Raw genomic sequence first — 24,768 nt, forward strand, 5'->3', positions numbered from 1 at the left:
ATAGCTTCTGCAAAATCCTCGCATCCGCTCTTTCTCCGACGAGAAACTTAGTTAAAAATATGTTATATTGGCATAAATAGCGGTCCCAAATGCGAAAAACAAGCGGGATCACTCAATATAGGGGAGGTGAACTTTTTTGAAAAAGAACGTTGTTGGTTCGATTCTTCTGATTGCAATCGGAACATTCCTGTTCGCGGTAGGCATCAATATGTTTTCCGTTGCGAACCATCTTGGTGAAGGCGGCGTCACCGGCATTAGTTTGTTGGCCTTCTATACCATGGATGTTCCGGTAGCCATAACGAGTTTCGTCTTGAACGCCATCATTCTGGTTATCGGGTTCCGTTTTTTGGAAAAATCGACCATGAGACTGACGCTTTTGGCCACGCTGTTGATGTCGGTGTTTCTTTATCTGACGGCAGCTTGGCGCTATCCGATGGAAACAATCATCCTAGCGCCGCTTTGCTCCGGATTTTTGGTCGGCACAGGCTTGGGCCTCGTGATGCAGGCAGGCGGTTCCACGGCCGGTACTGATATCATCGCCTTGATTATTAATAAATATCTCGGCTGGAGCACCAGTGTAGCACTGGTCGTATTGGACCTATTCGTCGTTGGACCTTCCATCTTCGTAATCGGGCTGGAGAATGTCGTTTTGACTGTCGTGCATCTCTATGTGCAAACGAAAGTGCTGGATTTCATCCTGGAAGGGTTCAATCCGAAAAAACAAGTTCTGATCATCTCGGAGCGGTATCAGGAAATCGCTGAGGCAATCGATAAGAAAATCGGTCGCGGAATGACCTTTTTGGAAGGCGAAGGCTATTACTCCAAAAGCCAAAAGAAGGTGATTTTGATTGTCGTCAACAGACAGCAATTGATGCCGCTCAACCGGATTGTGACAGCCATCGATCCGAAGGCTTTCTTCACAATCAGCGAAGCCCAAAGCGTCATCGGCGAGGGGTTCTCTTATTTGATTTCGGATGAGCAATACCAACAAAAAATCAACGACTTCATCGACGAACAGTCGGAATGATCGCTAAACAACTCCATAACCAAAAAAGAACGGCAAGGACATTTTAAATAGTCCTTGCCGTTCTTTTTTGGTTATGGATGCTTCTTTATCTTACTGTTTTCACCCTGTCAGGAAAGCAGGAAAACGACTGTTTTCATGATGTCCATTTTCTCCACTGCGGCGTTGTATTTCAATCTGGCAATCTTCAGGTTCTGTTCCTCCTCGCGCATAATGGTGAGGTTCTCTTCCGAATTGTCTTTGATCCATTCGCCTTTCACATTTGCAAAGGTGATTTCCTGCAGTTCGACTGCTTTCTTCGCTTCCAGCAGCTCGAACTTCAGCAATCCGTACTTCCTTTCCAGATCCTGCATTTTGATGGGATCCTGTTCCTTCAACGAATCGATTCTGGCTTTCAGCTCTTCCATATTCCTTGCCGCCTCCAATTCCTCACCAACAGCCTTGTTTCCTCTTTAACCAGCCAAAAACTTGCAGATTTCCAACCCAAACTGTTTTGCTTGATCCGGACCGCTAGCAGTGATGAGATTGCCATCCACTGTCACATCGGACTCAGAATAAACTGCTCCTTTGGCTTCGATAGCTGCAATCTCAGATTCGAAAACAGTCGCATTTTTCCTCTTAAGTAAACCCGCGTTCGCTAAGATGACCGGTGCGATGCAGATTGCAGCAACCATTTTGCCTTGCCCATTCATTGCCTGAGCCAACATCCACGCATGCGGATCGTTGAAGAAAACGCGGCTTCCCGTCCCTCCAACAAACACCACTCCATCAAAAATGGTCGTATCGACATCCTCAACCAAGAGATCCGATTGCGCGATTCCACCATGCACACCCATGCAGGTCCCGGTCTTGTGGCTGGCGATCCACATTTCATGTCCGCATTTTGCAATTTCTTCCTGGGTCATGAATAATTCTTCGTCGCGGAAATCTTCAGGTGCAATAACAAATATTACTTTTGCCATACCGCTGTTCCCCCATTCGTTGTTTATCCCGATCGGATAATGATAGCTTCTCTTTAAGAGCCTTGTTCGAAAAGTCCATGGAAAATCCGACTTTGGCTAACTAAATTATACTACAAGCTAAAGAAGAAAGCGATTTCAGATACAAGGTTGTCTATTAGGAGCAAAGCCAAATCCGAAAAAAACCCGGTTGCCTTCCACTGTCTGCTGACAAGTAGGCAACCGGGTTTGATTCTCTGTAAAATGTTATTCTTCGTCATCCAAATCAGCGTTGTGGAATACTTCGGAGACGTCATCATCGTCTTCCAGTTTTTCCAGCATCGTTCTGAATTGCGTTTCTTTGTCCGCTGCGATAGCTGACAAAGTTTGCGGAACCATCGTGACTTCCGCTTCGGCCAACACGTAGCCTTCTGCCTTCAATGCTTCACAAACCGCATCAAAATCGGTAGGATCTGTGTAGATTTCGAATACTTCATCGCTTGTCTGCAACTCTTCCCCACCGGCTTCCAACACGCTCATCAACATCGCGTCTTCATCCACTTCCAAGTCTTCGCGCTCGATTGCGAGATAACCTTTGCGGTCGAACATGTAGCTCACTGAACCGGATTCTCCCAAAGATCCTCCGTTTTTGTTGAAAGCGACTCTGATGTTTGTAGCGGTACGGTTGCGGTTGTCGGTCAAAGCATGGACCAAAACAGCGACACCGTTCGGGCCGTAGCCTTCATAAGTGATTTCTTCATAGTTTTCGCCTTCTCCAGCAGATGTTGCTTTTTTGATGGCGCGTGTGATGTTGTCGTTCGGCATGTTCGCCGCTTTCGCTTTATCGATGATCATGCGCAGGCTCGGGTTAGATGAGGGATCCGGACCGCTGTTTTTTGCAGCCATATAAATTTCTTTTGATAATCTCTGGAAAATTTTACCTCGTTTTTGATCTGCAGCGCCTTTTGCGCCTTTGATTTTACTCCATTTTGAATGTCCTGACATTCAGATCCCTCTTCTCATCTATTAATTTACTCAATCATTTTATCAAAAGTAACCGCTTATGGCAATTCACTTTCTGCCTTTTCTGGCTATCAGAAAAAACCAACCGGCGATTATCGTCAAAATTGCCCCTATGCCAGCCAAAATCACGTCTTCCTTCATCGCAAATGCCGGAGACACAAACGACTGGTGAAATTCATCCGCAGCAGCGTAACTCACGGAAAGCAGCAGCGCCACTACTATAGGCGTAAATGCCTCCCGCATCTTCCCGGAAAGTCCGCCATACCAAAGGTAAGCCAGTATGGAGTAGGAAAGGAATAACCAGATTTTGCTGCCGAAGAATCCCAAAAAACCGAAATAGCCCAATGCCTCCATGCTGATCACCTGCTCCCCATATCGGAAGGTGAAGGTTGCGAATAACCCGGATAGCGGTTGTGCCTGCAGTAGGTTCGCGATGATGTTCGGCAAAGCATAAAAATCTTGTTGGAAAGTGGCGCGGTAATAAAGGTACCCCATGATCAGAACTGCTCCCACTATGTATGAATTGCTCTTTTGTTCTCTTTGCATGCAGCTTTTTTCCTTTCTTGATGTGAATTCTTTTTTATATTTTGTTGGGAATTGTTATAATGAAATTATGGCATTACGTTAGTCAATTCAGCCTGAGAGGATGAAAAACATGAAATATAGCCTTACCTGGGATTTAGACTCATTTTTTGAAGGAGGAAGTTCTTCGCCCGCCCTACAAGAAAAAATACAGTCGATCCAAGATGGATTGAAGGATTTTGAATCCGCAGCAAACACTTGGGACCCCGATCAAGACAAACCGGAATATCCTGATTTTCAGGATTTGCTTCATTACGAGGAATTGTACGCAAAAGCCTTGATGCAATGCAACAGTTTCATAACGGGTGTTCAATCAGCCGATGTCGCGGATTTGGATGCAAGCGCACTCCATGCGCGAATAATTCAATTGTACAGCAAATTAACAATTATTCAAACGACTCTGAAGAAAAAAGTAACCGCAGTCAAAGCAAGCGATTGGGAACTGTTGGTGGAAAAGCCCGCCTTTTCCCAGCTTGCATTCGCCCTGTCGGAATGGCGCCAACAAGGCAGCCGCCTCCTGTCCGACAAGGAAGAAGCCTTATTGGCGACATTGCGTGTCGATGGTTTCAACGGTTGGAGCGCACACTATGACACGCTCGTATCCTTCATCAAGATTCCTTTTGAAGAAGCTGATGGAACTTTGAACGAACTATCCGCCGGCCAAGCGATGAATCGGATGTATGCCGATCCCGATCCGAGCGTGCGCAAAAAAATATTCGTCGAATGGGAAAAAGCTTGGGGATCCCTTGCTCCAGCATTCGCCGATACACTGAATCACCTGCAAGGTTTCCGTTTGGCAGATTTCGAGGCGCACCAGGATGAGGATTTCTTGGCGGAGCCTTTGCGCTACAACCGCATCAAACGTGAGACCTTGGATGCGATGTGGCAGGCCATCAGTGCGAACAAACGGCCTTTCCTTTCGTTTTTGGACCGCAAAGCCGCTCTGATGGGCAAAGATCAGTTGGCTTGGTATGATGTCGATGCCCCTGTTTCGCTCGGCAGTTTCCGATCAAAAACCTTCAGCTTCGACGAAGCAGTCGATTACATCATCGAGCACTTTGCCTCCTTCGGTCCGAAACTGGCAGACTTTTCCTTGGATGCAGTCAAGAACCGCTGGGTCGAAGCCGAAAACCGATCCGGGAAGAGACCTGGCGGCTATTGCGAAGATTATCCGGAATCGAAAGAATCACGGATTTTCATGACATTTACGGGTTCGGCAAGCGACATGAGCACACTTGCCCATGAACTTGGCCATGCCTTCCATTCCCACGTGATGCGCGACCTTCCGGATCTGAACACGCGCTACGCCATGAACGTCGCCGAAACGGCATCGACTTTTGCGGAAACCATCATCAGCGCTGCTACTGTCAGAGAAGCAAACAGCGATGAAGAAAAAATTTCCTTGCTCAATACGAAGCTCGAAAATGCGACGGCCATGTTCCTGAATATCCATGCTCGTTATCTTTTCGAAAAGTCATTCTACACCGAAAGGATGAACGGTTTTGTCACGGCAGAACGTTTGTCCGGTCTGATGGAGGCTGCCCAGAAAGAGGCTTACCAAGAGACTTTGAGTGACTATCACCCTCTATTCTGGGCAAGCAAACTGCACTTCTTCATCGATGATGTGCCATTCTACAACTTCCCTTACACGTTTGGCTTCCTGTTCAGTCTGGGGATTTACGCACAATCGATGAAGCAGACCGGAAATTTTGAAGAAACCTATATTTCGCTGCTGCGGGATACCGGATCGATGACGACGGAAGACCTCGTGATGAAGCATCTTGGTGCCGATATCACGCAACCGGATTTCTGGAACCAAGGCTTGGAGATCATGGCGGGAGACGTGGAAGAATTTCTGCGTTTGACCGAAAAATATATCTAGAGACAAAACGGACACCCACGGCTTCAGCAGCCGTGGGTGTCCGTTTTTAATCATGTCTGTGCCGGCCCGTAAACTTTGATGAAGGAAGCCAACACTTCGATTTCCAGCGGGAATGCCGGCCCTTCGTCTCCGTCGACATTAGTGAGCAAACTATCGCCATCTTCAAGAGCAATAGTGGCCCGTTTGAAGGATTTGTAGATGACCGTATCCGAATGTTTGATTTCGCCCCTGATGAGTTGCGGCAAAAGTTTCAGCGAATCCAACAGATTGAACTCCTTGAAGATGACCATCCGCATCTTGCCGTCGTCGACTTTTGCTTCGGGCATGAAACTTTCGAAGCTGGCGATCGAATTCGTCAGCGCAATCAGAATGAGCGGGGATTCCTGTGTAAAAGTCTCTCCATCCACTGTAATGCGGAAGCGATGCATGGTCTGTTTCGCTAGTGCTTTTCCTCCTTCGATGAAATAAGCCAGCGGACCATATTTAGTTTTTTGCTCGACACTGACCTCTTCAACAGCTTCGGGGATCGCACCGGCGGCTACATTCGACACAAAATAGCGATCATTGACCTTGCCGATGTCCAGATCGACCAAGGTTGCCTTGTCCAACATTGCGATGGCCTGTTCCGGTTCCAAAGGGATGCCGATCGCTCTTGCAAGGTCATTGACGGTGCCCAATGGAACAAACCCGAAGGATACGGTTTTCCCGGCAGCCGCCAACCCGTTGATGGTTTCATTGACTGTTCCATCGCCGCCCATGCAGAAGACGGCGTCATGGCCGTGGTTTGCCGCTTCATGCGCAAACAGTTCGGCATCCCCCTGTTTCTCGGTGTCTTTTACGGCGACCTCTTCAAACCTTTCGCTCAATTGCGTCCGCATCAAGTCCAAATAGCCAGTAGCTTTTTCGCCCCCTGACGACGGATTGACGATCAATGTACAAATGCCCATCTTATTCCCCCGCTTTCTTTTTGTGTTCAATGCAAGTTTAGCACGCAGCCTCCTCCCATATAAAGCGTGACGCCTTTTTTTCGTCGTTGAGCATATTCTTGGCTTTTCGCTTACAAAATGTGTATAATTTCATAACGTTCGAAGTAAAACAGATTGAATTAGGGGGAGCAGTATGACAAAAGAATATCGTGTCCTACTCTATTATAAATATACACCGATAGAGGATGCAGAAACATTCGCGCAAGAACATCTAGGATTCTGCAAAGAAATCGGCTTAAAAGGAAGAATTTTGGTTGCACCGGAAGGCATCAACGGAACGGTTTCCGGGACCGTCGGACAAACGCAAGCGTACATTGAGCATATGAACGCAGATCCGCGCTTCAACGACATCACATACAAAATCGATGAAACGGACGGCCATGCTTTCAAAAAAATGTTTGTCCGTCCTCGTCAGGAAATCGTATCGTTGCACCTAGGAGGAGACGACCTTGATCCAAATGAAATGACTGGCGCATACTTGTCCCCGGAAGCGTTCCGCGAAGCCATCCTTGACGAAAACACAGTCGTCATCGATGCCCGCAACGACTACGAGTTCGACCTCGGCCACTTCCGCGGCGCTGTTCGTCCGGATATCGCAAACTTCCGCGAATTGCCGCAATGGATCCGTGAAAATAAAGAACAATTTATGGAAAAACGCGTCGTGACCTATTGCACCGGTGGCATCCGCTGCGAAAAATTCTCGGGTTGGCTCGTCAAGGAAGGTTTTAAGGATGTCGGTCAGCTGCATGGCGGGATCGCAACCTACGGTAAAGACGAAACGATCAAAGGCGACCTATGGGATGGGAAAATGTATGTATTCGATGAACGTATCGGTGTCGACATCAATCGTATCGAACATGTCGTAGTCGGAAAAGACTGGTTCGACGGTACGCCATGCGAACGCTATGCGAATTGCGCCAATCCGAGCTGCAACCGCAGAATGCTTTGTTCCGAAGAGAATGAACACAAGTACATGCGCAGCTGCTCGCATGAATGCCGCGTCCACCAGCCGAATTATTATGTGCAGCGCAATCAATTGACGTTGTCTGAGGTAGCGGAGCGTTTGGCCGCCATCGGAGAGACCATGGAAAACTCTGCCGCAACAACTGCATAACAACAACGAGGTCAGCAAGGATAACAGTCCCTGCTGATTTTTTTTGGTTGGTTTTTTGGTTTCTCCGACTTAGTGATTGTTCGTGCTATGTAATAGTCATGGCAAAGCTTTTTTGTTATACTGATAAGTGACCACCTGAAAAGGAAAGAGGGAATATATGAACAATCCAGATGGAAATAAAGCGGGAAAATGGCTGAAAAAGACCGGCGAATTTTTTAAGCGTCTTGGGCAATCGATAAATGGCAGCCTCCAGCGGATTTTCACGAAAGAAAATGCTGCAAGAACAAAGAAAAAAGCTTTGCTTTGGGAACAAAACACCTACAAGCGTATGGATAAAGTCAAAGTGACTTTGCGAAGAATGAAACGGAAGCTGGATACGGAAACAAACATGAAGCCTCTTCTTTCAAAAGGAGCTTTCGGTTTCAATGTTTTTTTTGGTGTCATCCGAAATATTTTTACCGGAATCATACTTTTGCTGCTCCTGTTGGGTATCTTTGGCGGTGGAGCAGGATTGGGCTACTTTGCTAATTTGATTTCAAAAGAGACTGCTCCTACATACGAAAGCATGGCTGAGGACATCGGCAATGTCGAACTCGTCTCCACTATGTACTACGCAAATACCGAAGCCATATCGGAAATCCGCACCGACTTGGTCAGGACTACCGTCGGGTCGGAAAACATCTCTCCGACTATCAAAGAGGCGCTCATCGCAACGGAAGACGAAAACTTTTATGAGCATGATGGGATCGTACCGAAAGCCATTCTGAGGGCGTTGGTGACTGAACTGACTGGTTTCGGCAGCCAATCCGGCGGTTCCACCTTGACGCAACAGCTCGTCAAACAACAAATATTGACGAATGAAGTGACTTTTTCCCGCAAAGCCAATGAAATTTTATTAGCGCTGCGGCTTGAAAATTTCTTTACAAAAGATGAAATACTGACAGCCTACCTGAACGTCTCTCCCTTCGGACGAAACAGCAGCGGTTCCAACATCGCAGGCATAGAGGAAGCGGCGAACGGTATTTTTGGCGTACACGCAACCGATGTGTCGTTGGCCCAAGCGGCATTTCTTGTAGGCATCCCACAGAATCCTTACACCTATACCCCTTTCACGCAATACGGAGAAAGGAAGGAAGATTTGACTGCGGCCCTTAACAGAAAAAATACCGTGCTTTTCCGTATGCTCAGCGAAGGATACATCACTAAGGAAGAGTATGATGTTGCAATCGCATACGACATCACCCAGGATTTCGTCGCCGCCCACGCCACACAAGAGGACAGGAACAGTTACCTTTATCAAGCCGTCGAACGTGAGGCGATCCTCGTGCTGATGGAACAGGCTGCTGCAGCTAACGACCTCACCTTGGAGGATCTGGAAGCGGACACCGAATTGTACAACGAATATTACGCGAATGCGGACAACACTTTGCGCCTATCCGGCTACAACGTATACAGTACGATCGACAAAGACATCTATAACGGCATGCAGGAAGTCGCATCAGAATATGGGCAAACTTTGGGAGAAACATTCGTGGATACCTATGTTGATGCAGATGGGGTCACGCAGGAAGTGACGGAGCTTGCCCAAACAGGTAGTGTATTGATCGAGAACCAAACCGGGAAAATCATCGGATTCATCGGGGGCCGCGATTTCTCGGTCAATCAAGTGGACCACGTTTTCAGCACCAACCGCTCACCTGGCTCAACGATCAAACCGTTGCTGGTCTATGCGCCAGCGATCGAACAGAACCTGATTTACCCTGCTTCCATGGTGCCTGATACGAAAATAAGCATCAAACAGCCAGATGGCACATTATGGGAGCCTACAAACTTCGGCGACACCATTTCCAATACTTACATGACTGCTCGCCAAGCGCTCTACCAATCAAAAAACAACCCTACGATCAAGCTCTATGTCGCCATGAACGACGAAGGCATGAATCCGGGGCAATACCTTGAAAAAATGGGCATCACCTCGATCGACGAATCGGAATATGGCAATCCATCCTTGGCGATCGGAGCAACGAATGACGGCCCTACCGTTTTGGAACAGACTAGTGCCTTCACGACTTTCGCGACCGGAGGCAATCACGTTTCGCCCTATCTGATCGAAACAATCACGGACAAGCACGGGGACGTCGTTTATCAGCACGAATCCGAAACGACTGAAGTATTCTCGCAAGACACCGCTTATCTGACTTTGGACATTCTGCGCGACGTCATCACCGATGGCACAGGCAGATCGATCAACAATTATCTGAATTTCAGCGCCGATTGGGCCGGAAAGACAGGGACATCGGAAGCCAACCGGGATATCTGGTTCATCGCCAGCACCCCTACCGTCACGCTCAGCTCTTGGATGGGTTATGATAATTACAAGGGAGAGCATGTCTTCTATGACCCTAACAACCAAGGTCTTCCGACCGGACGAAATCTGAATTACTGGTCCCAGATCGCCAACAAGATCTACAGCATCAATCCGGACATCCTTGGCACCGACCAGACGCACCAACAACCGGAAGGGATTGTCGAAAAATCGGTGTTGGCCGAAACCGGAACTTTAGCCGGAACCGTGTCCTTCGCGAATGGATTGTCCGTCACCCTTAACGGTGCCACAAGGAGCGACCTGTTCAAAGCTGATGATTTACCGAAAGAAATCTCCTATGCATTCTCACCAGGTGCTACCGATAAGGATCTGGAAGACTATTGGGACCGCTACCTGGCTGAAGCAACAGCGAGACGCAATGCTGCCGCCGCAGCGGCAAACCGAAACAACGTTGCAGACGATGCTGCTGACGCAGAGGACGAACCGGCAGCAGAAGATGAAGCAGCACCCAATGACGCGGAAGCAGAAGAGGAAACTCCACCTGCTGACGAAGCTCCAACAACTGAAGAATAAGCGAACGGGGAGGCCGTCTCATGATCAAATGAGGCGACCTCTTTGTGGTTTAGTGGCATAGAGATTTGATCCTGAGTTCGAGTTCACGGCGAAATTCAATTATCCTTTTATTTGTCGTCAGCTGTTTGCCGCCGAATCAGAAAAGCAAGATGCCCGGTTCTTGTTCTGGACAGAAAAAAGCCCTGCATCTGTTTCGGATGCAGGGCTTTTTGGGCTTGCGTGTCTTTCGGAGGGACCGATTACTTTTTAGGTGATGTTGTTCCTCTGTTGACGATTTTGTAAGGAAGGATGATAGATTTTTCATCAATCTCTTCTTTGTTCATGATTTTAGTCAATAAACGCATCGCAACAGCGCCGATATCATACAGAGGCAACATGATGGACGTCAATTTTGGACGCGCCATTTCTGTTATGCGGGAATTGTTGCTGGCAGTGACTTCAAATGCCTCAGGAACGCTGACATCTGCATTGATGATACCATTCAGCAGGCCGATGGCAAGCTCATCACCAGCTACGTATGCTGCATCAACTCCGGCTTCAAGTAATTGTTCAGCCAATAGTTCACCATTTTGAAGAGTCGGCTCGCATTCGAAGACAAGAGCCTCATTAAATGCAATGTTTGCATTGACCAAAGCGTTCTTGTAGCCCTTCAGACGATGCTGTCCATTGATCGGATTGGAAAGAGATGCTGATACGAAAGCAATATTCTTCTTGCCGTTCGCGATCATGTTCGCTACTACTTCTTCGGTTGCGCCGATGTAATCGATATTGACGCTTCCAACTTGTTGCTCAGGATCGATTGTTCCCGCCAGTACGACCGGCGTTTTGGAACGGGAAAATTCTGCGCGCAACTCATCTGTGATCTTATTGCCCATGTAGATGATGCCATCCACTTGTTTAGCAAGTAGGGTGTTCAATACTTGGATTTCTTTCTGGTCATTCTGATCGGAATTCGCTAAAATGATATTATATTTGTACATTGTAGCGATATCATCGATTCCGCGTGCCAAAGATGCGAAGAACAAGTTAGTGACATCAGGTACAATAACCCCTACAGTCGTTGTTTTCTTGCTTGCCAAACCACGGGCGACCGCGTTCGGTCTGTAATCCAAACGTTCAATGACTTCCAATACCTTTTTCCTTGTGGATGGTTTTACGTTGGGATTACCGTTCACTACGCGGGAAACAGTTGCCATGGAGACGTTTGCTTCGCGAGCGACATCGTAAATTGTAATCGTTTGTTTTTCCATTTATGTTGCTCCTTATCTCAATTGTTTTCAATTTTTTATTTTCCATTACTCAACATAATGTTGTAAATAGTGATTGTTTTACAAGCTTATAAAGAATTTACCATTGTTTCACGAGATATGCAAGCGTTTTATAAAAGTTTTCATGAAAATTTCACATTGCATTATTCAGAAATCGAACCCTCATTATATGCTATAATACTAAAGAAAGGAAGGTGTCACATTAAAAATGCCTTTAAACTCAATTATCAATTTGATGAAAAAACAAGATATCGACATCGTATTTCTCAATGACCCTAAAAATGTCTTTTACGTCTCCTCATACAGGAGCGATCCGCATGAAAGGATTTTGGCTGCTGTTCTTTTCAAGGATGCCCCACCCCTGCTGTTCGTCCCTGCGCTGGAAGAAAATGATGCGCGGAATGCCGCTGCGGAATTTGATGTGGTCAGCTACATGGATACCCAAGATCCTTGGAAAATGTTGGCAACCAGCATAAAAGAGCGTGATTCTGGCCTGTCGGACTGGTCCATCGAAAAAGATTTCTTGACTGTCGAACGCATGGAAGCGTTACGGACTCATTTCCCGACGGCAACTTTCGGGCATAACATCAGCGAAACGCTTCAGAAAATGCGCCTGATCAAGAATGAACAAGAACTGGCCTTCATGAAGGAAGCAGGCCATTGGGCGGACGAAGCTCTCAAAATAGGCGCCAAAACCCTGCGAGAGGGCATCACCGAGTTGGAAGTCGTTGCAGAAATTGAATACCAACTGAAAAAACGAGGTGTAGCCGAAATGAGCTTCACCACCATGGTGCTGTTCGGCGAAAATGCAGCCAGTCCCCATGGCGTCCCTGGCGACACCAAACTCAAGCAAAACCAATTTGTGCTGTTCGATTTGGGAACCATGCACGAAGGCTATGCCAGTGATGTGACCCGCACCCTTTTCTTTGGCGACGCGCCCTCTGCGCACCAACAAAAAATCTACGATTTGGTGTTGGCAGCCCATGATGAAGCGATGGCTGCGGTTCGCCCCGGCATCACAGCCGGCGAATTGGATGCCGCAGCGCGGACGATCATTGCGGATGCAGGCTTCGGCCGCTACTTCAACCATCGTCTGGGCCATGGCTTGGGTCAAGGTGTGCATGAATTCCCATCCATCATGGAAGGCAATGAACTGGTCCTTACTGAAGGCATGTGTTTTTCCATCGAGCCTGGCATCTACATTGAAGGGGATATCGGGATCAGGGTCGAGGATTGCGGGTTTGTGACCGCTGACGGCTTTGAATCCTTCACGCATACCCCTACCGGCATACACAGCTATTCAAAATTGATCGATTAGTCGGTTTTGTTTGTGTAACAAGCTAGCCTATACTAAATACAAAGCGCAACAAAAAAACAGGCAGATTGCCTGTTTTTTTGTTGCGTTTAGATGTTTTCCACGCTGTCTTTGATTTCTTCGACTTTTTCTTCCACTGCAGCTTTTTTCTCTTCCGTTACGGCTGCAGCTTCTTCTTTGCCTTCCTCAGCGATGACGGAAGCAAATTCTTTCACATCAGTGGCTTTCTCTTTGATGTCTTCCTTAGCTTTCTTCAAGTCGTCACCGACATGTTTGGTCGTTTCATTGAATTGCGTTTTGATCGATGAAGTCGTGTCCTTCAAGTTGATTTTGATGTCTTCTGTAGTTTCTTTGGCGACATCCATGAACTCATTGCCCTTCTCTACGGCGATGTCTGCGTAATCGCGTGCTGTATCGAGCAGATTATTAACTTCCTCCGTGATGTCATCGCGCAAGTCTTTACCAGGTTTTGGCGCAAACAATAAAGCTGTTATAGCTGCAGCTGCCCCACCGATGATTGCCCCTAATACAAATCCGCCTTTATTTTTTGTCATAATCTTCAATCTCCTTTTCGTTTATGATTTGGTTGATGCTTCAGTAAGTTTTGAACTTTGTGTCCTTCGTCTCTTTCTTTGCTTGCCGTTGCCGTGCAATTGCCATTGCCGTCCGTCCAAGCTTTCCGACAGTGGAGGAACCGGATGCGCTTTTGACGCCTTTTCCTCCGCCTTTAAGTGATACTGCCAAATTTCTGGTTGATTGGTTCACATCTGAGACGGTCACACCCAAATCACCGATTGCGGTGAATAAAGGATCTGTCTTGCTGATTTTTCCGTTCAAGTCGTCCACCAACGTGTTGGCTTTGTTCAGTAAGCCTTCGACTTCAATCGACAAGTGATCGACATCTTTCGTGATGACGGCCAGGCTTTTATTCGCTTCCTGGGTCACTTTTTCAACTTCGCCTAAGATGTCTGTGACTTTCCTTAATGCCAAGATGATGAAAACCACCAATACCGCAAAAGCTAGCGCAGCAATCAAAGCTGCAATTTCACCATACCCCATTATTTGTACTCACTCCTTCTTGATTCATACCTGCCTCTGTCAAAGCATTGTATGAATTTTTATAAGATTTATATCATTTATAATAAAATGATACCATAGACATTTCCGATATGCTATTGAAACCCCTTTAGATAATGCCAAATCGCCTGAGAATGGATGGTCCCCCTTCGGACATGCTTTCTTCAATAAAACGTAACCCTATCTTCATTTTCATAAGCCAGCTTATTTGATACAATGGTAACAGTTGTTTTAGAAATGAGGGGTTTTAATGAATAATGCAAGTACACAAGACAGCGCTCTTGCGCAAGATTTGATAGGGGAAGTAGTTGCGAATCCAAACATTTTCGTCAAATGGTGGAACAGCATCGCTTGGGAAGATATTGTGGGCTTGTTTATTTCAAAAGGTATAACCTTGCTTTTTTTGCTTCTCATCTTTTTTGCTTTAAAACGATTATCCAATTACGTGTTGCACCGGACTTTCGAAAAGCAGATATTGACCAAACACATTACACAGAACCGCGCTACCACCATCTATAAAATTGCCGAAAATGGTTTGCGCTATCTTTTGTTTTTCTTTTTGGCCTACGGAGTCCTCTCGATTATGGGTGTCCCGATCGCTACATTGATTGCCGGTGCAGGTCTTGCAGGTCTGGCGATCGGTCTTGGTGCGCAGCAATTCATCAATGATATCGTCAATGGTTTCTTCATTATCCTGGAATCCCAGTTTGATGTCGGCGATCACGTCATCATTGGCGGCATCAATGGTACTGTCGTGAACGTAGGCCTGCGGACGACCCAGATCAAGAGTTTTGATGGAACGTTGCATTTCTTGCCGAACCATACCATCACGACCATCAGCAACCTGTCCCGAAATGATATGCGGGCAATGATCGATATCCTCTTGTATCCGGATACCGATTTTGATACAGTCGATCAGGTCATCCATGCCGTCAATGAACGGATTGTCCCGGAGCATCCGGAAATCGTCAAAGGTCCGAATGTTGTCGGCATCACCGACAAAGGGAATGGCCAACTTGCCTATCGCGTGGTTTTTTATACATTGAATGGTCAGCAGTTCACCGTCCAAAACCTGTTCCTGGGAAGCTACCGTGCCGCATTGTTGGAAGCCGGCATCCAGATTCCGGCTATGCCTTATACCACACCAATAGCATAAGCTCCCTGCACAAAAAAGTGCGCGCCCCCAAACCATGTGGAGGCGCGCACTTTTTTTGTAGAGCGAGGCTTTAAGCAGACAGCTGCTTTCTATCTTTCGGATGTCACTTCTTCCTTCTGCTCTATTTTTTCAAATTTATAGATGCGATGGATGCCGTGCACTAGGTGATTCACTCTCGTCAGAATCTCTTTGCGCGTGATGATGCCGATAAATTTGCCATCATCTTCGGTAACGCATAAGAAATTGTGATCGATCAGATAATTCAGGATATCCTCAAGGTCCGTCCATGGGCGGATAGTCTGTACATTACGGTCCATTACCTCTTGGACTGTGAGCGTCTCCAGCTTGTCATAGCGGATTGCATCGATTTCCGTGATGGCTTTGATGATCATCGGTATGGAGATCAGGCCTTTGATCCGGGACTTCGAATCCAAAACGGGAATGACGGAATACTTCACTTGAGACAGAACCAGAAACGCATGGTTCAGGTTATTCGAGGAATGCACATTGGCGACATTTTCGCCAAGAATCATCAGATCTCCGCACGCGTCATTGTCCAACAATAAGGCGGCTACTTCGCTACTAATCATTTTAATTTCCTCCTAAAAGGTATCCATCCGGCGTCTATGCCGGCAGAAGAACCTTCATTGCATGTGATCAAAGAATTTGAAATTTTTTTTCAGGTCGACCATTTCCTGGTGACGGTCATTGTAATAGGTTACTGTGACGGATTGATCATCCAACGTAACGATGCAGTAGGTCTTTTCCATCAATGTCCCTCGCGGTTGGCTAATGCTGCCCGGATTGATGAACAGGATGCCGTCCTCCTGCTCCGCTTTGGCGATGTGGGTATGGCCATAAAATACCAGTGAAGCATTCGCTAGCTGGGCTTCGTGTTTCAGCCCGGCTAAGGAGTCCCTCACGGAATGACGATGTCCATGCACAACAAGCACGTTTTTATTGCCTGCCTGGAATCGGTACTCGTCGTTCATTTGATAATCATAATCGCAATTCCCCATCACTGTGGACATGATTCCCCAGATCAGATCGGAGCTGCTCAATTCCGAATCGCCGCAGTGGACAAAATGATCAACCCGATTTGCATATCGCAAGGCCAATTCGTTCAGAATGTCTTTTTGGCCGTGGCTGTCGCTGACTGCAAGTATTTTTATCATCTAGTCCGCTTCCTTTTCCAGCCAAGCTGCCCAACTTTTCTCAAGATTTTTCAGGGCATTCGCGCGGTGGCTGATCTGATTTTTTTCGACATCGCTCAATTCCGCCATCGTCTTGCCCAAATGCGGCAAATAAAACAACGGATCATATCCGAAACCATTGTCTCCGCTCGGAAACTCGGCGATTTCGCCCGCGATATCCCCTTCGACAACCAGACTCTCCCGATCCGGGTGGGCCAGCACCAACGTACAATGGAAGTGTGCCTTTCGGGACGGGTTTTTCTGGGACCCAAGCATCGCAAGCACCTTCGCATTGTTGGCGGCGTCGCTTTTCGTTCCACCGGCAAAACGAGCAGAAAACACACCTGGCTGGCCATCCAATGCATCAATGCAGATTCCGGAATCGTCCGCCAAGACCGTCATGCCCAATAAACCAGCAATCGTCTCAGCTTTCTTCCGCGCATTGGCTTCAAATGTGTAGCCGGTTTCCTCAACATCCTCTATTTCCGGATAGTCCAACAAAGTCACGACTTCATAGCCTTTTGGTTCAAAAAGGACAGCGAAATCCTTGGCTTTCCCCGGATTTTTGGTCGCTATCACAATCTTCTTTTTTTCAGTTGTGTTCATCGAATCCCTCATTTCTCAATCATTTCCAATCAAATTTACCAAATCAACTTTTTCAACTGTAAAATTGCTCTGTCCGAGCCAGTTTTCTGCAATATCCGAAAATAGTTTGGGCGAACCCGTCGTATAAAAACGGTATTCGGATGCTTCCTTGTTGTGCGAGCTTTCCGCCAAGCGAAAATAGTCCAATAAGGTACTCACCTCAGATACCGTTTCAGCACCGGAATCGATAAGGGTCACACAAGGACCCATCACATTTTGGATGAGCGGTGTCAAAAGCGGATAATGCGTGCACCCCAGAATGAGGGTATCGATTGATTCCTTCAGCAAGGGTTTCAGCGTTTCCGCAACCACTTTTTTGGCAATCGATCCGTTGTATTGGTTGCTCTCCACAAGCGGCACAAATTTGGGACAGCTCATGCTGATGACCGAAATGTCCTTGTCTTTGTCCTTGATGGTTTGTTTATAAACGTCGCTGTTGATGGTGCCTTTTGTGCCGATCACGGCAATGCGTTCGTTTTTCGAATGTTTGATTGCCGCACGGCTGCCGGGATTGATGACGCCGATCACCGGAATGTCCACACGCTCACGGATGATGTCCAAGGCGGCTGCTGTCGCTGTATTGCAGGCGATCACCAACATTTTGATGTCTTTCTTCAGCAGAAACTGTGTCATTTCCCATGTGTATTGAACCACTTCTTCTTTGGGCCTTGGTCCATAGGGGCATCTGGCGGAATCCCCAAGATAATAAATGGATTCATTGGGAAGTTGTTTCATTGCTTGTTTCACGACGGTCAAGCCGCCGACACCAGAGTCAATAAAACCGATTGCTTTTTTGCTCATGCAGTAACTTCCTTTATTTGTTTTCGTATCTCTATTTTACCTTAAGATGCACTGTTTTGGTGAAAATGAGGCAAATTTCATCCGAAATTGCTTCGTTTTTACGGAAAATAGGGTCTCAATTTCCCGGGGTCACTGCCGTTTATTGGCCGTTAAAAAAAATCTGTGCTACAATGGTGTCAATTTCAGTAACCAGGAAAAGGAGTGGACACACAGATGAGTTATCAATCGATTGTAACTGTCGTCGATAAAGGCATGATCGACCGCGTCTTCGAAAGCGCGCGCTGCGAAGAGTCCTACTGCGGCACCGTCATTGTCGGCCGCGGATCCGGAATGCATGAGAACAAAAAGTTGTTCAATTTGGCTTTGGAACCGGAAAAGGAAATCCTGCTGGTGTTGACCAAGGCAGAACATTCCGAAAAAATCATCAACCAAATCGAAGAAGCGGTAACCATCACCGCACCCGGGAACGGCATCCTTTTTGGGCTGGACATCAAAAGAGTGCATGGTATCAGGTCATAATCACAAAGGAAACTCGTTATATCGCGCAGTGCGATATAACGAGTTTTCATTTTTTATGGACGGAGAAGTCTGTTCAGCCGTTCAGCAAGTGGCGTTGTTCCTCTTCTTTTTTCCAGTCCGAAATATATTTGAAGACCGGAATCAACAGCACTATCAATCCCAACGCTTTCTTGGCAGTCCACATAAACATCTTCCTTTCAAATTAAGTATTGGATTTCTTAACCCTATTATGCCTGATGTTGAAAAAAAACGCCATTGATAGGCATCGCCTGAAAATAGGCTCTATCCACTATTTAAAATACGTGTATAATGAAGTGTAGATTTAAGGGGGGGAAAATTAATTGAATCCTGAAAACGAAAATGCCCATATTATCGATAACGAACACTTCTCCTATTTATTGATAAGGGATTACCTTTTGGGGAACATCCTTGGCGAACATACCGATGAAATATTGTATTGGGCCGGAAAAGATTTGGCTCGGCAATTCCCATTAAAAAGTCAGGAAGACCTATACGAAGCGATGATTTATTGCGGTTTCGGACAGCTGGAACTGCTCAAAAAAGAAAAAAACACGCAACAATACAGTCTGGATAGCGATTTGATCACTGTCCGCACCCAGAATGAGCAGGCTTCCTTCCAACTAGAAGCCGGATTTTTGGCGCAGCAGATCCAAATGACGACCGGGCTCCCCTGTGAAGCAAAAGCAGAGATCCTAGTCGGCAAAGACAAGAAAAAAGAAGTGCTCATTACCCTGTTCATCGAATGAATCCAAACGCGCAAGCATCCCGGCAGCGAATTGCCGGGATGCTTGCGCGTTTTTTGGGGAATTATGCGAGGGTTGACTGTTCTCCGGCAAAAGCCGCCTTAGCCGAAGCTGCGGCCAAAACAAAAAAAGTTGCCGGAACTCCTGAAACATCAGGTCAACGGCAACTCTTGCTTATTTTTTAGATATATTTTTCAAGCGTTTCTTCAAGCATTTCTTTTGCATGGTAGCCGACTAATTTTTCTACGACTTGGCCATCTTTTTTGATCAACAATGTTGGGATTCCCATGATGCCGAATTGGCTTGGCGTTTGCGGATTAGCATCCACATCCATTTTAGCGAATGTCACTTTGTCCCCGATTTCTGCATCCAATTCATCGATGATCGGTGATTGCATGCGGCAAGGTCCGCACCAAGTTGCCCAAAAGTCCACCAGTGCGACCCCATTCTTCGTTTCAGCCTCAAAATTTGCATCTGTTAATATTTTTACCATTGTATTTACTCCCTTCAAATTCTTTCTTTATGTTTCAATTATAGCAGAGGTTTTGCTCAGTACCAATCAATCTGCTCAGCCGCGGAACGTCACGATTGTCGCGCCGTTTCCACCGGCGTTCACCGCTGCATACTCGTAAGACAGCACTTGCGGATGACGTTTCAGCAAGTCACCCACCCCTTTGCGGAGGGCGCCTGTCCCTTTCCCGTGGACGATAGTTACTTGCGGATAACCCGCCAATAAAGCGGCGTCCAAATACTGATCGACTTCAGCCAAAGCTTCTTCATAGCGCTGGCCTCTGAGATCAAGCTGCGTCGCCACGTGACTGGATGAAGCCGATTTGACAGTGGCAATCTGCCTTTGTCTTCTTTGCTGCTGCGGCTCCTCTTTGATCAGCCTGAGGTCCGATTCCGGCAACTTCATCTTCATGATCCCCATCTGCACGACCCATTCGGCGTTGCCTTTCTTTTCAACGAGCGTGCCTCGCTGGCCATACGTCTCCGTCATGACTTCATCGCCTGGTTTGAACATCTTTTTCTCTTTTTCTTTGCGCAGCACTTTGTTTTTGACCAAAGATTCCTCTTGACGCAGATCATTGAATTGCTTGCGCAGATCGATCAGCTCGTGTTCTTTGATGCTGCCGGAAGTCCCCATGTTCAGCTGCATTTCACGGATTTCCTGCAACAGGAATTCCGCTTCTTCTTTCGCAGTATCGACCAACTTGTTGGCCTCTTTCTTGGCGTCTTCGATGACTTTTTCCTTGTTGGTTTCCAGTTTTTCGTTGGCGCGCTTCAGATCCGCCAGCAACTTGTCGGATTCCTCCAACTGCTCTTGGAGCTGCAAGGATTCTTTTTCGGTGACGCGTCGCTTCTGTTCCAGATCCGCGATCATTTCGTTCAGGTTTTGGCTGTCCACATCGATGAAACTGCGCGCCTGATCGATGATGCTTGGGATCAAGCCGAGTCGCTTCGAGATATCGAAGGCATTGCTTCGTCCGGGAACGCCTATCTGCAAACGATAAGTCGGAGCCAAAGTCTCGCCGTTGAATTCCATGCTGGCATTGATTGTGCCGGAGCGATTGTAACCGTAGGCTTTCAGTTCAGGGTAATGGGTGGTGGCCATGACATAACTGCCGATGCCGCCGATGTAGTCCAAAATCGAGATAGCTAGAGAAGCTCCCTCTTGCGGGTCGGTTCCGGAACCCAACTCATCCAACAGCACCAGACTTTTGTCATCGATCTGATTAAGGATCGAAACGATATTGGTCATATGCGAAGAGAACGTGCTCAGGCTCTGTTCGATTGACTGTTCATCGCCGATGTCCGCAAAAATTTCTGTAAAAATGCCGATTTGGCTGTCCTCATCCGCCGGTATCTGAAGTCCGGATTGGCCCATCATCTGGATGATCCCGAGTGTCTTCAGCATGATCGTCTTCCCGCCCGTATTCGGACCGGTAATGACGATGGCTTGGTATGCTTCCCCGAGGATCAGATCGTTCGCGACTACGTCATTCTGATCGATGAGCGGGTGTCTGGCTTTCCAGATGGCGATATGGTTTTCTTTGCTGATGATTGGGCGTGTCGCCTTCAGGGAATCGGCATACCGCGCTTTTGCGTTGATAAAATCCAGCGTCGCCAGCACTTCGCTGTTCCCGTACAATTCCTGCGTGAAAGGCTCGATTTCCATCGATAATTCATACAAAATCCGCTCGATTTCCGCTTTCTCCTGCGCAGCCAGCTGGCGCAGATGATTATTCAGATCCAGTATGGCTTGCGGTTCGATGTAAAGCGTCTGACCGGTTGAGCTTTGGTCGTGGACAATCCCGCCGAACTGATTGCGGTATTCGATCTTGACCGGAATCACAAACCGGTCATTACGGATCGTGATGATGGCATCACTTAGGTAGGACGCTTTGTTGCCTCTGATGATGTCATCCAATTTGGTCCGGATATTCTGTTCGCCCTGCTTGATTCCTGTGCGGATTCCTTTTAAGGCAGGCGAGGCATCATTCTGGATCGTCCCATCTTCATAGACGGTTGCTTGGATCCTTCTTGTGATTTCAGGCAATACAACCAGCCTGGCAACCAATTCGTCCAGGACAAAAAAGGGAATCTCGTTGTCTTCGAACCATTGAAAGAACTGGATGATTTCTCTTGTCGTCGACAATACCCGTCCGATTTCGGCGATTTCTTTGCCGTTCAAGGTACCACCTATCTCCAGTCGCTTCAAGTGGCTGCGGATGGACTTCAGCCTTGGCATCGGGATCCCGCCCTTCAGGCGCAACACCTTTCTGCCGTCTTCCGTTTCATTCTGCAAAGCAACAACTTTTCCGGGATCGGTTTCGGGCTGCAATGCCTGAATCTGGTCCTTCCCTTGGTCGGTTGCCGCAAAATTCTGGAGCTGTTGTTTTATTTTTTCGAACTCTAATGTTTTGCTAATTTTATTATTCATCTTATTCTCCTAAAAAATGCTTTCTCAAAAAAAAGCGGGACGATATAGTACACTATACAGTCCCTTCTGTTAAATTAACATTCTGTTACTGAATGATGCCGATCCACCAGTCATAGATCAAACGTGAGAAATATGGCGTTTCCGATACCATCCAAGCCGCAAGGTCGCTCTCGACATATAGTTGTTGGATGAAATCCAGCGGAATCATCGATGCGAGGGTCAGCAACAGGAAAATCCCGATGTATTGCATCAGGAATCCGAGCACGCCGCCGCCAAGTTCATTCAGCTGTTTGATGATCGGGAAGAACGCCAATGAATTCAGCATGCTCCCGACAAATCTCGTGACAAGCCAGCCAGCGAACAACAATAGGATGAACGCCAAACCGTTATAGAACGCCTGATCCAGGACAAAGGACACCTGTTCAGAGTAAAAGATCAGTTCTTTGCCGAACTCGACGGATGGGTACGGGACCAACAGATCGATTTTTTCCGCAACGACGGCATAGTATTCTCTGGCGACCAAGAAAGAAATGAAATATCCCACGGTGTAGACAACCTGCAGAATAAGTCCTCTTCTGACGCCTGTATAGATGCCCCACAATAACGAGAGCACTATGATCAACGTAAGCATTTTTTCACCTGATTTCTACAGTCTTTTTACTACTTTTTTCCATCGTGCTCCTGATTTTTAGTATAAGGTGGAATGGCATTTTCAGCATTCCTGTTGACGCCCAAAGCCGAACGCACTTGATTTCTGTGTTGCGCCCGTTTCAGTGCCGCCTCGGAAGCGGTTGTCGTCTTCGTCAATTTTGAATTGGATTTCCTGGCTGGCAGGTCATTGGCTTCACGGGCAGCTTGTTGCAGTTCACTTATTGTTGCAGGCATAGCGTTAACTGTTTGGCTCTCTTTATCGCGCTTTATCCCAGAAAAGTTAGTCACTGCCTTCTTAGAGGCCGCATTCCCGGCCTTCTTTTCTGCATTGTGTTCCTTTTCAGGCGTTTCAACCGCTATTGCCTCGGATTCACCTGCTTGTGTAGCTGCTTTCTCCTCTGTCAGGGGAACGGCGTCCGTTTTTGGTTCAACGTCGGCTACCGCTTCAGGTTTGGGCGCCACGGCTAAAGCCTTCTCCGGCTCAGCCTGTTCTGTTTCCTCAACGGAAGCGGAGCGTGTAACGCTTTGGCTTTCCTGCAAAGCCTTCTCTAGCTTCGCCACTTTCAGCAACAGCTCTTCCATCTCCAACTGTTTCGTGATCTGATCGGAAATGGCGTTCACAGCCACTAGAATGCCGCGCTCCTCCCGACCAAGCGCCGGTGCTGCCTGTTTGATCTGTTCCAATTGCGCATTGACCAATTCCGATACCGCAGTCAAATGCTCAGGTGCTTTATTTCCCACAATCGTATAGGTCTTCCCTGCTATGATTGTTTTGAATCTTCTTTTGTTTTCCGTCATATTCAAAGACCTCCATTAAAAAACTGTCTAGTATATTTTAACATAAATCCTACGAATTGCAGTATAAACCTCTTCAAGTTCCCAATCCTCTCCTTTCCCAAAAAAACGGCTGCGCAACCCGCTGCTGTTCCCCCATGAAGAAGAGGACTTCCTGTGATAGAATAAGGGATGCTACCAGCAAAATGCCGTACAGAAAAAATCAAATAGAGCAAGGATGAGAATATGTCGAATGTCGTATTGAAAGTAACGATGGGCCAACTGAAAAAGATGGCCGTCTTTTACCAGGGTTACGCAGTGAAACCAGTGCCGCACAGCCTTTTCACAGCCAAAAAGAACCAGACCACCATCACCGGCTACAATTCCGGTAAAGTGCTGTTCCAAGGTCCGAACGCCGAAAGCGAAGCAAACCAATGGCAATCAGCCAGCGAGAAGGTTGGGGATTCAAAACTACCTGTCGCAAAAAACGGCCTAAAAAAAGAGTCAGTGAGCAAAACTAGCCTCCCAGCAGGTTTTTCCACCTGGTCCGTCATCGGCAGCGATGAGGTCGGCAACGGCAGTTATTTCGGGCCCTTGACGGTTTGCGCTGTCTACGCGTCCGCCGAACAATTGTCCTTTCTGAAAAACATGGGCGTCCAGGACTCCAAAGCGCTGACGGATGCCCGCATCATCACCATTGCGAAGCAATTGTTGCAGCATGTCCCGCACAGCGTCATCAACTTGATGCCGGAAAAATACAATGAGGTCCAACCGACGATGTCCCAAGGGAAAATGAAGGCTTTGCTGCACAACCAAGTGCTCGATCAGCTGTTGAAGAAAATCGCTCCGGAAAAGCCCAAAGCGATACTGGTCGATCAGTTTGAATTGCCTTCGACGTATTTCAAACATATCGCCGATCAAAAAGTGCAAGTGAAGGAGAACATTCATTTCCAGACCAAAGGAGAATCCCACCATCTGGCGGTGGCGGCGGCTTCCATCATCGCCCGCTACTACTTCCTGAAGACCTTGGTGGACATGACCGCAGCCTCCGGTTATCCGATCCCTTCAGGCGCCGGCGCCAACGTCGACCTGATTGCTGCCGACATGTACCGTGAAGGCGGCTTGGAACTGTTGGACAAATACACGAAGCTCCACTTCGCCAATACCCAAAAAGCCATCCGATTGGCTAACAGATAGCTTGACGGCGTGTCGT

Annotated in this window: 25 protein-coding genes; 9 read left to right on the forward strand and 16 right to left on the reverse strand. The window is 47.3% G+C overall.

Annotation, left to right across the window (positions count from 1 at the left end; translation table 11 throughout):
* Positions 1–136: 136 nt before the first annotated feature.
* Positions 137–1,027: a YitT family protein gene (locus tag C8U37_RS07745; RefSeq protein WP_245879789.1), complete on the forward strand. Its 891-nt coding sequence runs from the start codon at positions 137–139 to the stop codon at positions 1,025–1,027.
* 107 nt (positions 1,028–1,134) lie between these two features.
* On the opposite strand, the gene C8U37_RS07750 is transcribed toward C8U37_RS07745, so the two are convergent.
* From C8U37_RS07750 to C8U37_RS07765, 4 genes are all read right to left on the reverse strand, one after another.
* Positions 1,135–1,431, reverse strand: a complete 297-nt coding sequence (locus tag C8U37_RS07750; protein ID WP_108032678.1) for a hypothetical protein — start codon at positions 1,429–1,431, stop codon at positions 1,135–1,137.
* Between the two features lie 45 nt (positions 1,432–1,476).
* Positions 1,477–1,986 carry a DJ-1/PfpI family protein gene (locus C8U37_RS07755; RefSeq protein WP_108032679.1) on the reverse strand — a complete coding sequence of 170 codons (510 nt, stop codon included), beginning with the start codon at positions 1,984–1,986 and terminating at the stop codon, positions 1,477–1,479.
* A gap of 243 nt (positions 1,987–2,229) precedes the next feature.
* A complete protein-coding gene (locus C8U37_RS07760) occupies positions 2,230–2,967 on the reverse strand; it encodes a YebC/PmpR family DNA-binding transcriptional regulator (RefSeq protein WP_108032680.1) in 738 nt (245 codons plus the stop codon).
* 66 nt (positions 2,968–3,033) lie between these two features.
* A complete protein-coding gene (locus C8U37_RS07765) occupies positions 3,034–3,531 on the reverse strand; it encodes a VanZ family protein (protein ID WP_108032681.1) in 498 nt (165 codons plus the stop codon).
* Positions 3,532–3,640: 109 nt separating this feature from the next.
* Between C8U37_RS07765 and C8U37_RS07770 the strand changes: the two genes are divergently transcribed.
* On the forward strand, positions 3,641–5,449 hold the full coding sequence (locus tag C8U37_RS07770; protein ID WP_108032682.1) for a M3 family oligoendopeptidase: 1,809 nt from the start codon (positions 3,641–3,643) through the stop codon (positions 5,447–5,449).
* 50 nt (positions 5,450–5,499) lie between these two features.
* Here C8U37_RS07770 and C8U37_RS07775 read toward each other — a convergent pair whose 3' ends face one another.
* The gene (locus C8U37_RS07775) at positions 5,500–6,396 is read right to left on the reverse strand and encodes a diacylglycerol/lipid kinase family protein (protein WP_108032683.1); all 897 of its coding nucleotides are present in this window, start codon (positions 6,394–6,396) and stop codon (positions 5,500–5,502) included.
* Between the two features lie 172 nt (positions 6,397–6,568).
* Between C8U37_RS07775 and trhO the strand changes: the two genes are divergently transcribed.
* Together trhO and C8U37_RS07785 are read left to right on the forward strand one after the other, a co-directional pair.
* Positions 6,569–7,549, forward strand: a complete 981-nt coding sequence (gene trhO / locus C8U37_RS07780) for an oxygen-dependent tRNA uridine(34) hydroxylase TrhO (protein WP_108032684.1) — start codon at positions 6,569–6,571, stop codon at positions 7,547–7,549.
* Between the two features lie 157 nt (positions 7,550–7,706).
* Complete coding sequence (locus tag C8U37_RS07785) at positions 7,707–10,448, forward strand: transglycosylase domain-containing protein (protein WP_108032685.1); 2,742 nt, start codon at positions 7,707–7,709, stop codon at positions 10,446–10,448.
* 239 nt (positions 10,449–10,687) lie between these two features.
* Here C8U37_RS07785 and ccpA read toward each other — a convergent pair whose 3' ends face one another.
* Positions 10,688–11,698, reverse strand: a complete 1,011-nt coding sequence (gene ccpA / locus C8U37_RS07790; RefSeq protein ID WP_108032686.1) for a catabolite control protein A — start codon at positions 11,696–11,698, stop codon at positions 10,688–10,690.
* Between the two features lie 226 nt (positions 11,699–11,924).
* On the opposite strand from ccpA, the gene C8U37_RS07795 reads away from it, so the two are divergent.
* Positions 11,925–13,034: a M24 family metallopeptidase gene (locus C8U37_RS07795; RefSeq protein ID WP_108032687.1), complete on the forward strand. Its 1,110-nt coding sequence runs from the start codon at positions 11,925–11,927 to the stop codon at positions 13,032–13,034.
* A gap of 86 nt (positions 13,035–13,120) precedes the next feature.
* Here the strand turns inward: C8U37_RS07795 and C8U37_RS07800 are convergent, their stop codons facing one another.
* Both C8U37_RS07800 and C8U37_RS07805 read right to left on the reverse strand, forming a co-directional pair.
* Entirely contained in the window at positions 13,121–13,585 is a 465-nt protein-coding gene (locus tag C8U37_RS07800) for a YtxH domain-containing protein (protein ID WP_108032688.1), read from the reverse strand.
* Between the two features lie 40 nt (positions 13,586–13,625).
* The gene (locus C8U37_RS07805; RefSeq protein ID WP_108032689.1) at positions 13,626–14,090 is read right to left on the reverse strand and encodes a DUF948 domain-containing protein; all 465 of its coding nucleotides are present in this window, start codon (positions 14,088–14,090) and stop codon (positions 13,626–13,628) included.
* A gap of 268 nt (positions 14,091–14,358) precedes the next feature.
* Here C8U37_RS07805 and C8U37_RS07810 point away from each other — a divergent pair, with 268 nt between their 5' ends.
* Entirely contained in the window at positions 14,359–15,264 is a 906-nt protein-coding gene (locus tag C8U37_RS07810; protein WP_108032690.1) for a mechanosensitive ion channel family protein, read from the forward strand.
* An 89-nt stretch (positions 15,265–15,353) separates the two neighbouring features.
* Here C8U37_RS07810 and cbpB read toward each other — a convergent pair whose 3' ends face one another.
* The 4 genes from cbpB to racE are packed head-to-tail and all read right to left on the reverse strand — an operon-like array spanning position 15,354 to position 17,903.
* The gene (gene cbpB / locus C8U37_RS07815) at positions 15,354–15,854 is read right to left on the reverse strand and encodes a cyclic-di-AMP-binding protein CbpB (protein ID WP_108032691.1); all 501 of its coding nucleotides are present in this window, start codon (positions 15,852–15,854) and stop codon (positions 15,354–15,356) included.
* Positions 15,855–15,908: 54 nt separating this feature from the next.
* Positions 15,909–16,439: a metallophosphoesterase gene (locus tag C8U37_RS07820; protein WP_108032692.1), complete on the reverse strand. Its 531-nt coding sequence runs from the start codon at positions 16,437–16,439 to the stop codon at positions 15,909–15,911.
* A complete protein-coding gene (locus tag C8U37_RS07825) occupies positions 16,440–17,063 on the reverse strand; it encodes an XTP/dITP diphosphatase (protein WP_245879790.1) in 624 nt (207 codons plus the stop codon).
* 15 nt (positions 17,064–17,078) lie between these two features.
* Positions 17,079–17,903 (reverse strand): glutamate racemase, encoded by an 825-nt coding sequence (gene racE / locus C8U37_RS07830; RefSeq protein WP_108032694.1) that lies wholly within the window; start codon positions 17,901–17,903, stop codon positions 17,079–17,081.
* A gap of 213 nt (positions 17,904–18,116) precedes the next feature.
* Here racE and C8U37_RS07835 point away from each other — a divergent pair, with 213 nt between their 5' ends.
* Positions 18,117–18,422 (forward strand): transcriptional regulator, encoded by a 306-nt coding sequence (locus C8U37_RS07835; RefSeq protein ID WP_108032695.1) that lies wholly within the window; start codon positions 18,117–18,119, stop codon positions 18,420–18,422.
* A gap of 341 nt (positions 18,423–18,763) precedes the next feature.
* The gene (locus tag C8U37_RS07840; RefSeq protein WP_108032696.1) at positions 18,764–19,189 is read left to right on the forward strand and encodes a YslB family protein; all 426 of its coding nucleotides are present in this window, start codon (positions 18,764–18,766) and stop codon (positions 19,187–19,189) included.
* 178 nt (positions 19,190–19,367) lie between these two features.
* Here the strand turns inward: C8U37_RS07840 and trxA are convergent, their stop codons facing one another.
* From trxA to C8U37_RS07865, 4 genes are all read right to left on the reverse strand, one after another.
* Positions 19,368–19,679: a thioredoxin gene (trxA, locus tag C8U37_RS07850; protein ID WP_106450936.1), complete on the reverse strand. Its 312-nt coding sequence runs from the start codon at positions 19,677–19,679 to the stop codon at positions 19,368–19,370.
* Between the two features lie 75 nt (positions 19,680–19,754).
* Positions 19,755–22,130 (reverse strand): endonuclease MutS2, encoded by a 2,376-nt coding sequence (locus tag C8U37_RS07855; protein ID WP_108032698.1) that lies wholly within the window; start codon positions 22,128–22,130, stop codon positions 19,755–19,757.
* Between the two features lie 85 nt (positions 22,131–22,215).
* Positions 22,216–22,761, reverse strand: a complete 546-nt coding sequence (locus C8U37_RS07860) for a CvpA family protein (RefSeq protein WP_108032699.1) — start codon at positions 22,759–22,761, stop codon at positions 22,216–22,218.
* A 29-nt stretch (positions 22,762–22,790) separates the two neighbouring features.
* Entirely contained in the window at positions 22,791–23,579 is a 789-nt protein-coding gene (locus C8U37_RS07865) for a cell division protein ZapA (RefSeq protein WP_108032700.1), read from the reverse strand.
* Between the two features lie 222 nt (positions 23,580–23,801).
* Here C8U37_RS07865 and rnhC point away from each other — a divergent pair, with 222 nt between their 5' ends.
* Positions 23,802–24,752: a ribonuclease HIII gene (gene rnhC / locus C8U37_RS07870; RefSeq protein WP_108032701.1), complete on the forward strand. Its 951-nt coding sequence runs from the start codon at positions 23,802–23,804 to the stop codon at positions 24,750–24,752.
* Positions 24,753–24,768 lie beyond the last annotated feature (16 nt).

The organism is Trichococcus patagoniensis (assembly GCF_003051085.1).
GTDB classification, from domain to species: domain Bacteria; phylum Bacillota; class Bacilli; order Lactobacillales; family Aerococcaceae; genus Trichococcus; species Trichococcus patagoniensis.

Coding starts and splice junctions, on each gene's coding strand:
- C8U37_RS07750 (WP_108032678.1), bottom strand. CDS start 1,431: ATGGAAGAGCTGAAAGCCAGAATCGATTCGTTGAAGGAACAGGATCCC.
- C8U37_RS07755 (WP_108032679.1), bottom strand. CDS start 1,986: ATGGCAAAAGTAATATTTGTTATTGCACCTGAAGATTTCCGCGACGAA.
- C8U37_RS07760 (WP_108032680.1), bottom strand. CDS start 2,967: ATGTCAGGACATTCAAAATGGAGTAAAATCAAAGGCGCAAAAGGCGCT.
- C8U37_RS07765 (WP_108032681.1), bottom strand. CDS start 3,531: ATGCAAAGAGAACAAAAGAGCAATTCATACATAGTGGGAGCAGTTCTG.
- C8U37_RS07770 (WP_108032682.1), top strand. CDS start 3,641: ATGAAATATAGCCTTACCTGGGATTTAGACTCATTTTTTGAAGGAGGA.
- C8U37_RS07775 (WP_108032683.1), bottom strand. CDS start 6,396: ATGGGCATTTGTACATTGATCGTCAATCCGTCGTCAGGGGGCGAAAAA.
- trhO (WP_108032684.1), top strand. CDS start 6,569: ATGACAAAAGAATATCGTGTCCTACTCTATTATAAATATACACCGATA.
- C8U37_RS07785 (WP_108032685.1), top strand. CDS start 7,707: ATGAACAATCCAGATGGAAATAAAGCGGGAAAATGGCTGAAAAAGACC.
- ccpA (WP_108032686.1), bottom strand. CDS start 11,698: ATGGAAAAACAAACGATTACAATTTACGATGTCGCTCGCGAAGCAAAC.
- C8U37_RS07795 (WP_108032687.1), top strand. CDS start 11,925: ATGCCTTTAAACTCAATTATCAATTTGATGAAAAAACAAGATATCGAC.
- C8U37_RS07800 (WP_108032688.1), bottom strand. CDS start 13,585: ATGACAAAAAATAAAGGCGGATTTGTATTAGGGGCAATCATCGGTGGG.
- C8U37_RS07805 (WP_108032689.1), bottom strand. CDS start 14,090: ATGGGGTATGGTGAAATTGCAGCTTTGATTGCTGCGCTAGCTTTTGCG.
- C8U37_RS07810 (WP_108032690.1), top strand. CDS start 14,359: ATGAATAATGCAAGTACACAAGACAGCGCTCTTGCGCAAGATTTGATA.
- cbpB (WP_108032691.1), bottom strand. CDS start 15,854: ATGATTAGTAGCGAAGTAGCCGCCTTATTGTTGGACAATGACGCGTGC.
- C8U37_RS07820 (WP_108032692.1), bottom strand. CDS start 16,439: ATGATAAAAATACTTGCAGTCAGCGACAGCCACGGCCAAAAAGACATT.
- C8U37_RS07825 (WP_245879790.1), bottom strand. CDS start 17,063: ATGAACACAACTGAAAAAAAGAAGATTGTGATAGCGACCAAAAATCCG.
- racE (WP_108032694.1), bottom strand. CDS start 17,903: ATGAGCAAAAAAGCAATCGGTTTTATTGACTCTGGTGTCGGCGGCTTG.
- C8U37_RS07835 (WP_108032695.1), top strand. CDS start 18,117: ATGAGTTATCAATCGATTGTAACTGTCGTCGATAAAGGCATGATCGAC.
- trxA (WP_106450936.1), bottom strand. CDS start 19,679: ATGGTAAAAATATTAACAGATGCAAATTTTGAGGCTGAAACGAAGAAT.
- C8U37_RS07855 (WP_108032698.1), bottom strand. CDS start 22,130: ATGAATAATAAAATTAGCAAAACATTAGAGTTCGAAAAAATAAAACAA.
- C8U37_RS07860 (WP_108032699.1), bottom strand. CDS start 22,761: ATGCTTACGTTGATCATAGTGCTCTCGTTATTGTGGGGCATCTATACA.
- C8U37_RS07865 (WP_108032700.1), bottom strand. CDS start 23,579: ATGACGGAAAACAAAAGAAGATTCAAAACAATCATAGCAGGGAAGACC.
- rnhC (WP_108032701.1), top strand. CDS start 23,802: ATGTCGAATGTCGTATTGAAAGTAACGATGGGCCAACTGAAAAAGATG.